The sequence below is a fragment of the Candidatus Pantoea communis genome, assembly GCF_011752685.1.
Classification (GTDB): domain Bacteria; phylum Pseudomonadota; class Gammaproteobacteria; order Enterobacterales; family Enterobacteriaceae; genus Pantoea; species Pantoea communis.
Genome location: NZ_VWXC01000004.1, coordinates 53771 through 71732 on the forward strand (window position 1 = coordinate 53771; position 17962 = coordinate 71732).

Sequence of the window (17962 nt, forward strand, 5' to 3'; positions counted from 1 at the left end):
GATACCGGGCGTTTTTATGGAATTTAATAACTGCGCGGGATTTCGATAAAATGAATAATATCTCTATCACTCCTAAAGGTGGGACAGTAGCCTCTGAAGTTAGCGGCTCTCAAGTCAACTTAACTGCGCCAAGCGTAGTTAAACTTCACCTTAATCAATCAGATATTAAGTCTTTCACACGCAATGGTAATGATTTAGTCGTCACCACAAAATCTGGTGAAGTGGTTGTTATTCATAATTTTTATACAGCAGCAGGCGACAGTGACCTGGTGCTGCAGGACGACAAAGGTGCACTGTGGTGGGTTGAAGATCCGGGCTCTGATGGGTTCCAGTACGTCAACATTGACAGCACCGAAGGGCTGTTAGCTGAGAACACCACCAATGATGGCACCATCGCGGCCTTCGGTATCGGTGGCGCAGCGCTGGCGGGCCTGGGGGCGATGTTTGCTGGCTCGGCAGGCGGTGGCGGCGGTAATGCCGCAGTCAGTGACGGTAGTACCGGTGGTGGTAACAACGGAGGCGGTAATAACGGTGGCGGCAACAATGGTGGAGGCAACAATGGTGGAGGCGATACCACTCCTCCAGCCGTAGTGACCAACCTGGTGGTCAGTGACAACGTTGGCCCCTATCAAGGCGCGATCACCACGGGTTCAGTCACCGATGACAACACTCCAACCTTAAGTGGCAACGGCGAAGTCGGTGCCATTATTCGCGTTTATGATGGCACAACGTTGCTGGGCTCCACCGTGGTGGGTGCAAATGGCACATGGTCCTTCACCTCACCAGCGCTGGCAGACGGTTCACACAGCCTGACCGTCACCGCGACCGATGCGGCTGGTAATACCAGCGCCGCCAGCGATCCGATTACCTTTACCGTTGATACCACTGCCCCAGAAGCGGTGAGTGATCTCAATGTCGGGAACAACGCAGGCTCGGTGGTATTGCCGATCGTCAATGGTGGATCCACCAATGACACCACGCCTTTGCTGAGCGGCAGAGGCGAGGTAGGAAGCATCATCACCATTCGCGATGGCGATACTGTACTTGGTAGCGTAACCGTAGGCAGTAACGGCAGTTGGAGTTTCACTAGCCCAGAATTAGCTCAGGGTAGTCATACCCTCAGCATCACTTCGACAGATGCGGCGGGCAACACCAGCGTAGCGACCACCATTACCTTCACGGTCGATACCGAAGCACCGGCCAGCGCCACGGGTCTGGCCTTAAGCGGGGATGCTGACGGAACTGCAACACCGGTGACCAGCGGCGGAACGACCGATGACAGTACACCAACCCTGAGCGGAAATGGTGAAGTGGGTGCGGTGATCAACGTTTATGACAACAACACCCTGATTGGCACGGCGGTGGTCGGCAGCAATGGCACCTGGAGCTTCACTACGCCAGCGCTGAGCAACGGTGCGCACAGTCTTACCGTGACGCAGACCGATGCAGCCGGCAATGTCAGCTCGGTTTCTGATGCGTTTGATTTTAATGTGCAGGCTGGGCTGCCTCCAGCCACCACCTCACTGGAAATTACCGACGACTCCGGCAGCACTCTGGTGCAGCTGACTAATGGCGCCAGCACCCATGACAGCACGCCAACGCTGAGTGGGCTGGCCATTGCCGGAGCACTGATCACCCTCTACAACGGCACGACAGAAATTGGCAGTGTGGTGGCGGGTGCGGATGGACAGTGGAGTTTCACACCCACTGCGCTGGCGGACGGGACTTACAGCTTCCATGCCTCTGTCACCGATACTGATGGCACCGTGACGCAAACGCCAACCATCGTCATCACCATCGATACGGTGGTGCCGGATGTAGCGTCTGGCTTACAGCTCAGTGACAATGATAACGGCACCGTTCAACCCATTGCCTCTGGCGGTGCGACCAATACCACTCATCCGGTGCTCACCGGAACTGCGGAACCAGGCAGCACGGTGACCGTTCGTGATGGTGATACCGTGCTGGGTACGGCGACGGTGGGCAGTAACGGCAGCTGGAGTTTCACCTCTCCAACGCTGTCCGAAGGAAGTCATAGCCTGACCACTACCGTTACTGATCCTGCCGGAAATACCAGTGCGGCTTCTGATCCTATCACCTTCACCGTGGACACTCAGGCCCCTGCAGGCGCCAGCGATCTGGTGGTCAGCGATAACGTTGGCACCGTCACCGGCCCATTGACAGCCGGATCCACCACTGACGACAGTACGCCAACCCTGAGCGGCAAAGCTGAAGCCAATGGCATCGTTAAGGTTTATGACGGCACCACGCTGCTGGGCAGTGTGGCCGCTGACAGTGCAGGTAACTGGAGCTTTACCACGCCTGCGCTGAGTAATGGCGCACATACGCTGAGCGTGACGGTAACGGATGCCGCAGGCAATGTCAGTCCGGCAACTACTGGTTTTGGTTTGACGGTGAATGCGGGTGTGCCGCCAACCACCAGCACGTTGCAGGTCACTGACGATAGCGGCAGTACGCTGAAAGTGTTGCCTGATGGCTCAAGCACGCATGATAAAACACCTGTTCTGAGTGGCCTGGCGGCAGCCGGGGACATTATTACGCTGTACAACGGCACCACCTTGCTGGGCAGCACCACTGCTGGTTCCGACGGTCAGTGGAGCTTCACTCCCTCTACGTTGGCGGATGGTTCTTACTCCTTCCATGCGGTTGCCACCGACAGCACCGGTAATCCTACCAACTCTGTCACCATCAACATCACGATTGATAGCGTTGCGCCAGCGGCGGCAGGCGATCTGCAACTGAGCAACAACAACGGCAGTACCGTTACGCCAATCGCGGCAGGCGGCACCACCAGTGATAACACCCCAGTGCTGAGCGGCACGGCTGAACCTGGCAGCACCGTTACTGTGCGTGATGGCGACAATGTGTTGGGCACGGCAACCGTTGGCAGCGATGGCAACTGGAGCTTTACCGCACCGGCACTCGGTGAAGGCAGTCATAGCCTGACGACTACCGTTACCGATGCTGCGGGCAATACCAGCCCAGCGTCCTCTCCGATTGCTGTCACTGTGGACACCTCGCCACCTGCCGCAGTCAGTGACCTCGTGGTCACCGATAATGTGGGTGATTCACAAGGTGAACTGACTTCAGGCGCGGTGACTGACGATAACACGCCAACGCTGAGCGGCACGGGTGAACCTAATGCGCTGTTGAGCATCTATGACGGCACCACACTGCTGGGTAATACCACCGTGGGCGTTGATGGAACCTGGACCTTCACCACGCCGGCTCTGAGCAACGGTTCTCATAGTTTCACCATCACCGCCACAGATACCGCAGGCAATGTTGGCCCTGCCAGCCCACCATTTATTGTGGATATTGAAGCCGATCTGCCAACGGCCAGTGATTCTCTGGAAGTGATCGATGATAACGGCAACACCGTTGAGCAGTTGGTTGATGGAGCCAGCACCAACGATCCTACGCCAGTGCTGATTGGTTCGGCGAGTCCCGGCAATATCATCACCCTGTATGATGGTAGCCAGCTTCTTGGCAGCACCACCGCAGGCGCGAACGGACAATGGCTGTTCAGAATGGGCATCCTGAGTGATGGCCCGCATGCAATTCATGGCACTATCACCGATGCCGCGGGCAACATCACCGATACCCTCACCATCAATATCACCGTGGATACGGTGGCGCCTGATGCAGTGGCCGGCTTGCAGATTAATAACGATGCAGGCAGCACGTCAGTGCCTATTACCAATGGCAGCCTCACCAATGATGCAACGCCAGTTCTGAGCGGCAGCGCCGAAGCGGGTAGTGTGGTCACCATTCGTGATGGCAACACTGTGCTGGGTAGTGTGACTGTAGGTAGCAATGGTAACTGGAGCTTCACCACCCCAGCATTGGGAGAGGGTAGCCACAGCCTAACGACTACCGCAACAGATGCGGCAGGTAACAGCAGCCCAGCCACCACTCCGATTACCTTTACCGTTGATACCACGGCGCCAGCGGCGGTTAGTGGACTGGTCGTGACTGATGATGCAGGCACCAGCACCGGGGCGCTGACTTCCGGTGCGACCACTGATGACAGTACACCAACCCTGAGCGGCACGGCAGAAGCGGGCAGCATCGTTAAGGTTTACGATGGCACCACGCTGTTGGGCTCTGCATCCGTGGGCACGGATGGCAACTGGAGCTTCACGCCAGCTTCACCACTGACCAATGGCCAGCATAACCTCACCACTACAGTGACCGACGCCGCAGGTAACGTGAGTCCGGCATCACCGGCCTTTACCGTGAATATTGATGCAGGTGTACCAACCACCAATGAACTCATTGTGGTAGCGGACGACAGCGGCAGCACTATTGTGCAGTTGACGGATAACTCCAGTACTCATGACAGCACGCCTGTGCTGAGTGGTCAGGCCGGTGCAGGCGATCTGATCACCATTTACAACGGCACCACCGTACTCGGTAGTGTCACGGCGGGCAGTAACGGACAGTGGAACTTTACGCCAGCCGCACTAACGGATGGCACCTATGCTTTCCATGCCACCGCGACAAACCCAACCACTGGCGCGATTAGCGATACACCGACGATCAATGTCACCATTGATACCGTGGCGCCTGCGGCACCAACGGGCGTTGGCCTGACCAATGGTGATGGCGATCCGATTCCATCGGGTAGTAGCACTAACACCACAACGCCGACTCTGGAAGGTAACGGTGAGCCTGGCGGTACTGTCACCATTACAGATGGCACCACCGTCATTGGTACAACAACAGTCGGCGGCGATGGCACCTGGACTTACACCACACCACCGCTGAGTGATGGCAACCACAGCCTGACGACCACCGTGACGGATCCGGCGGGTAACACCGGCCCGGCATCGACGCCTGTGACCGTGACGGTTGATACGCAACCTCCAGCAGCGGCGGGCAACGTCCAGCTTAGCAATGATGGCGGTACACCAATTACTTCTGGCGGCAGCACCAATGACAACACGCCAACCCTGAGCGGCACCGCAGAACCGGGCAGTACGGTAACCGTTTCTGATGGCGGCGCGGTATTGGGCACTGCCACTACCGGAAGCGATGGCACCTGGAGCTATACCCCCACCACGCCGCTGGGCGATGGCAGCCATAGCCTGACCACAACCGTGACCGATCCGGCGGGTAACACCGGACCGGCTAGTACGCCCGTTATTGTGACAGTCGACACCACCGCACCAGCAGCAGCAACAGGTGTGCTGCTGAGCAATGATTCCAGCGGCACAGCTGTACCGATCACTGGCGGCACCACCAATGACACCACGCCGGTGCTGAGTGGCCGAGCCGAACCTGGCAGCATCGTCAATGTTTCTGACAACGGTACGGTTATTGGCTCCACTACGGTGGGTAATGACGGCAACTGGAGCTTTACGCCAACTTCACCGTTGGGCGATGGCAGCCACAGCCTCACCACCACGGTAACTGACCCTGCGGGCAATACCGGTGCGGCAACCACGCCAATTACCGTCACCGTTGATACCACCATCCCTGCTGCACCGGGTAATGTGGCGTTGAGTAATGATGAGAGCGGCACCCCAGTACCGATTACCTCCGGCACGGCAACGAATGATGCCACTCCAGTTCTGAGTGGATCCGCTGCGGCAGGTAGCACTATCACCGTCTCAGATGGCGGCACAGTGCTGGGCACAGTAGTTGTCGGCGCGGGCGGCACCTGGAGCTTCACCCCAACCGATCCGTTGGGTGAGGGCAACCACAGCATTACCGCAACCACCACCAGTCCTGCCGGTAATACCAGCGGTCCATCTACGCCTATCGTGATCACCGTAGACACCACCGCACCTGCAGAAGCGAGTGGTCTGCAGCTCAACAATGACACCAGCGGCACGCCGGTCCCTATTACCGCCGGTGGCACCACTAATGACACCACTCCAGTCCTGAGTGGTACCGCTGAACCGGGCAGCACGGTGAAAGTTTCTGACAACGGCACGGAGATTGGTTCGGTCACCGTTGGCAGCAATGGTAGCTGGAGTTTCACCCCAACTACGCCGCTGGAGTCGGGTTCGCATAGCCTGACGACCACCGTGACGGATCCGGCCGGCAACACCGGTCCGGAAACCACACCGATTACCTTTAACGTGGACACCACGCGACCGGATCCTGCAAGTGGGCTGGTGCTGAACAATGACACCAGCGGTACGGCGGTACCGATTACCAATGGTGCGACAAATGACACAACACCGGTGTTAACCGGTTCAGCCGCCGTTGGCAGCACCGTTACCGTGCTGGATGGTACCACGGTTCTGGGCACCGTGGTGGTAGGCGCCGGGGGGACCTGGAGCTTCACTACGCCAGCGCTGAGCCAGGGCGATCACAGTTTGACCACGACGGTGACCAGCCCGGCAGGTAACGTTAGCGAGGCTTCACCAGCCATCACCGTCACCGTGGATACACAAGCACCTGCAGCGGCAGGAGGGCTGCAGTTCTCTACAGACGATGGCACCCCAATCGCCACTGGCGGTTCAACCAGCGATACCACACCAACCCTGAGCGGAACGGCTGAGCCAGGCAGCACCGTCACCATTTCTGAAGGCAACACCGTGCTCGGCACGGTGGTGGTCGGCACAGGAGGGACCTGGAGCTTTACGCCAACCACCGCATTGGATGAGGGTAGCCATAGCATTACCACCGTGGTCACTGACCCTGCAGGTAATAGCAGCGCACCAACCTCCGAAGTTGTGGTGATTGTTGACAGCACCTCTCCGGGTGAAGTCGGCAACCTGCAGCTCAGTGATGACTCAACGGGTGTGGCGGTGCCTATTACCGCAGGCAGTGCTACTAACGACCCAACGCCAGTGCTCAGTGGCACCGCAGAAGCGGGCAGTATCGTCACAGTGAAAGATAACGGCACCACGATTGGTACCGCGATTGTTGGTAGCGATGGCAACTGGAGCTTTACGCCAGCGACCGCGTTGATTGATGGCCCACACAGCCTGACTACTATTGTCACTGATTCAACCGGTAACGCCGGCCCTGAATCACCGGCATTTGGCTTCAGCGTGGATACCGTTGCACCTGATTCGGCTAACGCTGTGGTGCTGAACAACGACAACGGCACCCCCACACCGATCACTTCCGGTGGTGCCACCAATGACACCACGCCGGTACTGAGCGGCACTGCTGAGGTGGGCACCATTGTCACGGTACGTGATGGTGATACCGTGCTCGGCAGTGTTCAGGTCACTAACGGTGGCGCCTGGAGTTTCACTTCCCCGGTGCTCAGTCAGGGATCGCACAGCCTCACCGCCACCGTGACGGATGCGGCAGGCAACAGCAGTGCACCTTCTACGGCGATCACCTTTACCGTCGATACTCAGGCACCAAATACCGCAGGTGCCGTGCAGTTGAGTAATGACAGCAGCGGCACGGCTGTACCAATCACCGCGGGCAGTGTCACCAATGACAATACGCCAGTTCTGAGCGGTACGGCGGAAGTGGGCACGACGGTCACCATCCTGGATGGCAGTAATGTGCTTGGCACAGTGGTGGTGGGCACTGGCGGCACCTGGACCTTCACGCCTACCCTGGTATTGGGCGAGGGTCCGCACAGCATCACCACGACCGTTACCGATGCTGCGGGCAACGTCAGTGCGCCATCGGCGGCAATTGATTTCACCGTGGACAGCACACCACCAGCGACTCCGGTGGTGACCAGCCTCAGCAACAACAACGGCGGTACTGCCGTAGTGTTCACTGCGGGCAGCACCACCAATGACTCCACACCTGTTATTCGCGGAACCGGCGAAGTGGGCGCTACCGTGACTATTCGTGATGGCAGTACGGTTCTGGGGACGGCGATTGTCGGTACTAACGGCATCTGGCGCTTCGAGCCGACTACAGCACTGGGCCAGGGCAGCCATACTCTGACGGTTACCGCAACAGACACTGCAGGCAACAGCAGTGCACCTTCTGCAGGCATCACTTTCAACGTAGATACCATCGCACCTGACGCTATCAGTGATTTGGTGGCGAAAGATGACAGTGGCAATACACTAACCGGAGTGACCAACGACAATACACCATCCCTGAGCGGCACGGCGGAAGCGGGCAGTATCATCAAAGTTTACGATGGCACCACTCTGATCGGTTCGACTCAGGCTGGCACCGGCGGTACCTGGAACTTCACGACGCAGACCCTGACCGACGGCGCTCACACACTGACAGCCACCGCCACCGATACGGCAGGCAACGTCAGTGCTGCGGGTAATGCGGTGACGATAACGGTGGATACTTCTGTTCCGTCTACGCCAGACTTTGTGGTCACCAATAACGATGCTTTGCCAACGGAACCAGTGACGAACAACGGCTATACCAACGACAACACGCCAGTGTTGAGTGGTACCGCTACGGCTAACAGCCTGGTGACCATTTATGATGGCAATACGGCGATTGGTAGCGTCACCACCAATGCGCAGGGCGTGTGGAGTTTCACAGCGGATACGCTGAATGATGGTGCGCATCCACTGACCATTACGGTGACGGATTCAGCGGGCAACGTCAGCCCGGCTTCTGCTGTGGTCACGATCAATATTGACACTGAAGCGCCGGATGTGGCGCAAGGCGTGACCGTCAACAACAACGAAGGCAGCACGTTGGTGCCGATTGCAGCAGACGGCTATACCAACGACACCACGCCACAACTAACCGGCAGTGCCGAGGCTGGCAGTATCGTCAGGATTTATGACGGTGCTGGAGAAATCGGCTCGGTGCTGGTAGGCAGCAGTGGTAACTGGAGTTTCACCACCGACACCCTGGATCAGGGCGTGCACAATCTGAGTGTTACGGTGACGGATGCGGCAGGTAATACCAGTGCCAATTCACCAACCCTGACCTTTACGGTGGACAGTGAAGCACCGGATGCAGCGCAAGGTCTGACGCTTGCCAATAACAACAGCGGCACAGAAGTGCCTGTTACGAGCGGCAGCACGACCAATGACAGTACACCGGTTCTGCGCGGTACAGCGGAAGCCAACAGCACCATTATTATCTCTGATGGCAATACCGTTCTCGGTACGGTTATCGCGAATGGTAGTGGTGACTGGAGTTACTCTCCAACATTGACAGATGGTACCCATAATCTGAGCGTGGTGGGGCAGGATGCGGCCGGCAATACCAGCCCGATCAGCGACATTGTGACCGTCACCATTGATACCGTAGCACCGCCATCGGTAACCAACCTGGTGCTGACCAACAACATTGATGGTGCGGTTAACATTCCAAACGGCGGCCTGACCAACGACAACACGCCAGTGCTGAGCGGTAACGGTGAGGTGGGTAGCATTATCACTATCTCTGATGCCAGTGGGGTGTTGGGATCTACAACCGTTATTGCCGGTGGCACATGGAGCTTTACGCCACCTACGGCGCTGGCGGACGGTTCTCATACCTTCAGTGTCAGTGCGTCCGATGCGGCAGGTAATGTGAGCGGTACGACCACCATTAGTGCGGTGATTGATGCCACACCACCTGCGGCACCGAGTGCGATTACGGCCAGCAATGACGACGGTACAACGCCAGTAACGATTACGAGTGGAAGCATCACCAACGACAGCACGCCGTTCCTCAGTGGCAGCGGAGAGGCGGGTAGCATTATCCGGATCTATGATGGCACCACGGTGTTGGGCAGTACGGCGGTGGGTAGTAATGGCCAATGGAGCTTCAGCGTGCCAGCGCTGGATGACGGCGCCTATACGCTGCGTGTGACGGCAACGGATGTCGCAGGTAACACCAGCGAGGCCGCGAACACCGTTGACTTCACCGTAGACGCCACTCCGCCAGCTGTACCAACGCTGGTGGTGACCAACGACATCACTTCCGTTGTCGTCGCCAACAATGGGCTAACTAACGACAACACGCCAACACTGAGTGGTAGCGCCGAGGCGAACAGTCTGGTGACCATTTACGATGGCACCACGGTGATTGGGTCAACCACCGCGACCGGTGGCGGTACCTGGACATTCACTTCGCCAACCTTAACCGATGGGTCGCATACTCTGACTGTCACCGTGACCGATGAAGTGGGTAACGTCAGCACGTCTGCAGCGACGGTTGTGCGCATTGATGGCACACCACCTCAGCCAGCGGGCGACCTGCTGTTGCAGAACAACAATGGATCGCCAGAAACCACCATTCCAAATGGCGGTACTACCAGCGACAACACCCCGGCAATCAGCGGCACGGCAGAGGCGAATGCTATCGTCCGTGTTTATGACGGCACGACGCTGGTAGGTTCCACTACGGCAGGTTCAGACGGCAGTTGGAGCATCACAACCAGTGCGCTATCGAACGCGACTCACACGCTCAACGTGACGGTAACCGATGCAGCCGGCAACGTGAGTGCGGAATCGTCGGTATCGTTGACCGTGGATAACACCACGCCGGCGGAAGTCCTGACGTTCGCGATTTACAACAACGCCAATACCACGCCGGTACTGGTGGCGAATGATGGCTTCTCCAACGACAACACGCCGGTGTTGCGCGGAACCGGTGTGGCGGGAACCACTATCAATATCATCATTGATGGAGTGCAGGTTGCGACCACCACGGTGGCAAGTAACGGTGTCTGGCGTTATGAAACCGCCGTTGAGGCAGATGGCCCGCACACTTACTCGGTGTCAGTGACCAACGCAGCAGGCACCACCGGGCCAGCAACCACTCCTGTTGAAATCACCATTGATACCTCTACACCGGCAACGGTGAATACGAGTACGTTGGTGGTGACTGATGATGTGGGCGTTACCGGCACGCTAAATACCGGTGATACCACAGATGACAATACGCCAACCTTTAGCGGTACAGTTGAAGCTAACAGCACAGTATCAATCTACGATGGTACGACGCTGCTTGGCACTGCAACGGCATCGGCAACGAACGGGGCATGGACCTTCACGCCACCGGAAGGGCTGTCTAACGGTAACCATAGCTTCACCTTCACAGTGACGGATCAGGCGGGCAATGTTAGCGCAGCCAGCTCTCCGGCCTTCACGTTGAACATCGAAGCCGGCTTGCCAGCGGCCAGCGGTACGTTGGTTATCACTGATGACAGCGGCAGTATGCCTGTGACGCTGGCAGATGGTGCGAATACCAAAGACAACACGCTGGTGTTGACCGGTTCAGCGACTGCCAATGATGTGATTACCATTCACGACGGTAGCGGTACTGTATTGGGCAGTGTAACCGTTGGTGCGAATGGACAGTGGAGCTTTATTACACCTACGCTGGCTGATGGTGCTCATGCTATTTACGTCACCAACCTTGCGGGTAACCCATCCAGCACGTTCAACATCAACGTCGATACCCTGGCACCAGCTGCCGTAACCGACCTGGCGGCCGCCAATAACAATGGCAGTACACCGGTTGCGATAGCTAATAACAGTATTACCAATGACAGCACACCGCTGCTCACCGGTAACGCGGAAGCTAACGGTATTGTCACCATCTATGACGGCAACACCATAGTGGGTTCGACGACAGCCAGTGCAACGGGTGCATGGAGCTTTATTTCGCCTACCCTGAGCCAGGGCGCGCATACTTTAAGCGTCACAGTCACCGATGCGGCGGGTAACGTTGGACCGCGTTCTTCTACCGTGAGCTTCACCATTGATAGCATTGCGCCTAATGCGAGTACGCTGGTGGTCACTAATGACGTCAGCAACACCACGGTAGCCAATGGCGGTTATACCAATGACACCACACCAACGCTGAGTGGTGTGGCGGAAGCGGGAAGCCGCGTGTCCGTCTACGATGGTGCGAATCTGTTGGGCACTGTCATTGCGGGCAGTAATGGTGCATGGACCTACACCACGGCGGTATTGACGCAGGGTAGCCACTCGCTCAGTGTCACTGTCACGGATGCCGCGGGCAACGTCAGCGGCACCACATCCGCCACTGTGATTGTCGATAACGTCGCGCCAGCAGCCGTCACCAGCCTGGCTGCCGCCAACAACAACGGCAGCACGCCAGTGGCGATTGCCGCAGGCAGCAGTACCAACGACAACACCCCAGCGCTAAGTGGTACAGCAGAAGCAGGCAGCGTCGTCAAAATTTATGACGGCACAATTCTGCTAGGTTCGGTGACGGCGAATGCCACCACCGGTGCGTGGAGCTACACCTCAACGCAACTGTCTGACGGTAGCCACACCATCAACGTGACGGCGACCGATGCGGCGGGCAACACCAGCTCGAATGCCTCGATTACCTTTACCGTGGTGACAGGCGCGCCGAATCCGGTTACAGGCCTGGTGGTGAACGACAACGTGGGCACCTCACAGGGGCCGTTGACGAGTGGTGCATCTACCGATGACAACACGCCGACCCTGAGCGGTTCCGCGACGGCGGGCAACATTGTGGTGATTTCTGAAGGCACCACCGTTCTCGGCTCGGTCGTCGTCGGAAGCGGTGGCACCTGGACCTTCACCACTGCAGCACTGAGTGAAGGATCGCATCCACTCAGTGTCACCGTCCGTGATGCGGCGGGTAACACCAGTACGGCCACTAACTTCACTGTAGTGGTGGATACCGTGGCGCCGGCAACGACGTCACTGGTGGTCACCAACGATAACACCACGGCCGTCGTACCCAACGGTGGCTCGACCAACGACACCACGCCAACACTGAGCGGTGTGGCGGAAGCCAACGGTCGCGTCTCGATTTACGATGGTACGAACTTGCTGGGCACAGCAATTGCCAGCGGCACCGGCGCATGGACCTTCACCTCAACGGCACTGACGCAGGGCTCTCATACGCTGAACGTCACGGTGACCGATGCGGCAGGTAACGTCAGTGGTACCACCTCTTCTGTGGTGGTGATTGATACCACGCCTCCAGCGGCGGTAGCGAGCCTGGCAGCGGCGAACAACAACGGCAGTACGCCGGTGGCGATTGCCGCAGGCAGCAGCACCAACGACAACACGCCAGCCATCAGCGGTACGGCGGAAGCGGGCAGCGTGGTAAAAGTCTACGATGGCGGAGTCCTGCTTGGATCTGTTATCGCGGGCAGCAACGGTGCCTGGAGTCTGACATCCACTACGCTGGCTGACGGTAGCCACACCATCAACGTGACGGCGACCGATGCGGCGGGCAACATCAGTCCGAATGCGTCCATCACCTTCACGGTCGATACCGCCGCGCCCGCCACGGTCACTAACCTGGTGGTCACCAACGATGTCACCAGCACCACGGTGCCAAACGGCGGTTCAACCAATGACAATACGCCAACCCTTACCGGTACGGCTGAGGCGAACGCGATTGTCACGGTGTATGACGGCACTACGGTATTGGGTTCCACTACGGCCAGCGGTACCGGCGCATGGAGCTTCGTCAGCCCGGCATTGAGCAACGGGACACATCCGCTGAGTGTCACAGTGAAAGACGCAGCGGGTAACGTCAGTCCGGCATCGACCCCGGTTTCCGTGATTGTCGATACCGTGGCGCCGAATGCTTCGACGCTGGTCATCACTAACGATGTCACTAACACCACGGTCGCCAGCGGCGGTTCCACCAATGACACCACGCCAACGCTGAGTGGTACGGCGGAAGTGGGGAGTCTCGTTAAGATTTACGATGGTGGCACGCAAATCGGTTCGGTCACGGTTGGCACCAATGGCACCTGGACCTTTACCACCGCAGTACTGGCCCAGGGCTCGCACACCATTAGCGTGACCTCAACAGATGCGGCCGGTAACGTCAGTGGTAGCACCAATGCCACTGTCAACATCGACTCCGTGGCACCAACGCTGACCCTGGCGGCAGCCAATAACAACGGCAGTACGCCGGTGACGATTAACGCAGGCACCAGTACCAATGACAACACGCCTGCGCTGAGCGGCACCACGGAAGCGAACAGCGTCGTGAGAATTTTCGATGGCGGGGTGCAGATCGGTTCTGTGACGGCCAGCAGCACGGGCGCATGGACCTGGACTTCAACCACGTTAAGTGAAGGTTCGCATACCATCACGGCGACGGCGACAGATGCAGCGGGCAACGTCAGTAACACGCCATCTATTACCTTCACCGTGGATACTGTCGTCCCTAACACCGTCACTAACCTGGTGGTGACTAACGATGTCACCAGCACCACGGTGCCAACCGGCGGTTCCACCAACGACAACACGCCAACCCTCACCGGTACGGCTGAGGCGAACGCGATTGTCACGGTGTATGACGGCACGACCGTACTGGGTTCCACTACTGCCAGCGGCACCGGCGCGTGGAGCTTCGTCAGCCCGGTATTGAGTAATGGTAGCCACCCACTGAGTGTGACGGTTAAAGATGCGGCGGGTAACGTCAGCCCATCCTCAACACCGGTCACTATCACCGTGGATACCGTGGCGCCAAATACCGCAACGCTGGTGATCACCAACGATGTCACCAACACCACGGTCGCCAGCGGGGGTTCAACCAACGACACGACGCCAACGCTGAGTGGCACGGCGGAAGCCGGTGGTCGAGTGACTATCTATGACGGTACAACGACGCTGGGTACGGCTATCGCCAACAGTTCGGGAGTGTGGACCTTCACAACCTCGACCTTGACGCAAGGCTCGCACACCATCAGCGTGTCGGTCACGGATGCAGCCGGTAACGTCAGTGGCAGAACCAACGCCACAGTGGTTATCGACACCACGCCTCCGGCAGCGGTGACTCTGGTGGCGGCCAATAACAATGGCAGCACGGCGGTGACAATCCCGAACAATGGCGTCACTAACGACAGCACGCCACTGTTGAGTGGTACGGGTGAGGTCGGGGCTAAGGTCAGTATCTATGACGGTTCAATCTTGCTGGGCACCACCACCGTCGCCAGCAACGGTACCTGGAGCTTCATCTCCACCACGTTGAGCAACGGTAGCCATACGTTGAATGTCACCCAGACAGATGCAGCGGGCAACGTTAGCCCGAATGCCTCAACTGTGATGACCATCGACACAGTGGCACCGAATGCGGTCACCAACCTGGTGATTACCGATGATGTTGGCGCGAGTCAGGGGCCGCTGGCCAATGGCGCAGTGACCGACGATGCGACGCCGACTTTGAGCGGTACCGCAGAAGCGAATGCCATTGTCACCATCTATGACGGTACAACGGTGCTGGGTTCAGTGACTGCCGGGACCAACGGTGCATGGACCTTCACCACGGCCACGTTGAGTAACGGTACCCATCCGTTGAGCGTCACGGTGACCGATGCAGCGGGTAACACCAGTGCGGCTTCCGCAACGGTCTCCATTACCGTGGATACCGTAGCGCCAGCGGCATCAACCCTGGTGATTACCAACGACATCACCAACACCACGGTGGCGAACGGCGGTTACACCAATGACTCGACGCCAACCCTGAGTGGTACGGCGGAAGTGGGCAGCAAAGTGTCGATCTACGATGGCACGACGCTGCTGGGCACTGTGACAGTGGGCAGCAGTGGCGCATGGACCTATACCACGACGGTATTGACGCAGGGTAGCCACCCGATCAATGTCACCGTGACGGATCCAGCGGGCAATGTCAGCGGCACCACGTCAGCCACGGTGATTGTCGATAGCGTTGCTCCAGCGGCAGTGACCAGTCTGGTTGCGGCGAACAACAACGGCAGTACGGCGGTGACCATCCCGAACAATGGTTCCACCAACGACAATACGCCGCTGTTGAGTGGTAACGGCGAAGTTGGTGCGAAAGTCAGCATCTATGACGGCAGCACGCTGCTGGGCACAACAACGGTGGGCAGCAATGGTACGTGGAGCTTTATCTCCACCACCTTGAGCAATGGTACGCACACCATTAACGTGACGCAGACCGATGCGGCAGGAAACATCAGCCCAACGGCTTCTACCGTCATGACCATCGATACCGTGGCACCAACGGCGAGTACGCTGACCATTACCGACGATACCGGCACCACGCCGGTGACGCTGGCCAATGGTGCGTACACCAAAGACACCACGCCAACCTTGAGTGGCACGGCGGAAGTGGGTGCAATTGTCACCATCTATGATGGCGCGACCGTTCTCGGCTCCCTCACCGTAGGCAGTACCGGTGCCTGGACCTACACCACTGCGGTTCTGGCGAACGGTGCGCATCCGTTGACCACCACCGTTACGGATGCGGCGGGCAACGTCAGTACTGGCAACACTACGGCCACGGTGAACATCGATACCGTGGCACCGGTGGCGGTAACGAACCTGGCGATTAACTCGGCGGGTACCACCGTAACCGGTAATGGTGAAGTGGGCGATACGGTGACGGTGCGTGATGCCAACGGTAACTCGCTGGGTACCGCGACCGTGGGCGCTGCGGGCACCTGGTCGGTAACCTTGAGCACTGCACAGACCACAGGTGCTTCACTGTCGGTCATCCAGACTGACCGTGCGGGCAACGTTTCACCATCCACAGCGTTGACTGGGGTGATTCGTATTGTGGCCACCAACGATACCAATGAGGTGGACTACAGCACGACCACGCAAACGGTGAATAACGGCACCACCAGCGTCTCGCATGCGGCTCTGGCCACGGTGAACCTTGGCACGCTGCTGGGCGTCGGCGTTCTGTCGAACGGTAATGCTTACACCTTCAGTGTGGGCACCGGTGATACCCGTACTGTGACCTTGCATGGTTCGGTCGGTGGTATATCTCTGATATCAACCTACTCGTTGTATCTCTATCAACAGAACTCGGATGGTTCCTGGACGCTGAAGAGCGTGACCTCGAACTATCTGTCGACTGGATTACTGTCGCTGGGTACACAGACTGGTGCCAACGTCACTTATAGCGGACTCGGCTCGGGTACCTATGCAGTAGTAATTGGTTCGAGTGGCGGTATTGCTCTGCTGCCAAGCACCACCATCACTACGGTGACGGATACCACGCTGGATGCGGTCACCGTGTCTTCAACGGTGACAGGTAACCTGCTGACCAACGACACCAGTTCTGTGTCCGGTACGGTACCAACCGGTACTGCGGTCACCACGGTGTCGGGCAGTGCTGTTGCCGCGACGGGTAACACGGTGATCAACACCACTTACGGTACGCTGACCATCGATTCACACGGTAACTACACCTATGTGCTGAAGGCGGGACTGGATGTCAGTACCTTGCCAACCACCGACACCTTCACTTACTCGGTGAGGGATTCGAGTGGTGCAGTGACTTCTGCATCCCTGACGGTCACGTTGCATAACGGTGCAGCGACGTCGCTCACCGTGAACAGCCTGCTGGCGGAAACCACCTCAACCGGTGATCACGATGCCAGCGGCAGTATCTACGGTGACTCGACGACGCATACCGGAACCTTGAGTATCACTAATGAAAACGGTGATGTCACAACGGTTCACAGCGTGGGTACCACGTCGATTGCCGGGGACTATGGTGTGCTGAGTATTGCAGCCAACGGTAGCTACACCTATACGCTTAATGCCGGGGTTGATGGACAAAGCCTGCTGCATAAAGAGGTGTTCAGCTACACGCTGGCAGCAACCGATGGCACCATCACCACGCACTCCTTCACTATCGACCTGCATCCAACTATCACAGGAACGGCAGGGGCTGACACCATTACCGGCGGTGCCTACAACGACACCATCACGACCGGCGCGGGTGCCGATACCCTGGTGTATCACCTGTTAGCGAGTGCAGACTCAACGGGAGGGAACGGTCACGATACCTGGACCGACTTCAATGTTGCGCAAGGCGACAAAATTGACATCAGTAACTTGCTAATCGGCTGGAATGATTCCACAAGTAATATTAATGATTTCGTGAAAGTGGATCATACTTCAGATGGCAATACCGTGCTCTCAATTGACCGTGACGGTACCGGTACGGGTTACAGCAGTACCCAGTTGATAACGCTGGAAGGTGTCAACGTTTCACTGGAGGAATTGCTGCAGCAACCGCACCAGACTCACACGGCATAAGGGGCCGCGCGTAGCAAGGATGCAGTAAGGGC

At 57.9% G+C, this 17962-nt stretch carries 1 protein-coding gene; it reads left to right on the forward strand.

What is annotated here, in order from left to right:
* Positions 1–50 precede the first annotated feature (50 nt).
* Positions 51–17930, forward strand: coding sequence for an Ig-like domain-containing protein (locus F3J37_RS07585; RefSeq protein WP_166932831.1), 17880 nt, complete (start codon positions 51–53; stop codon positions 17928–17930).
* Positions 17931–17962 lie beyond the last annotated feature (32 nt).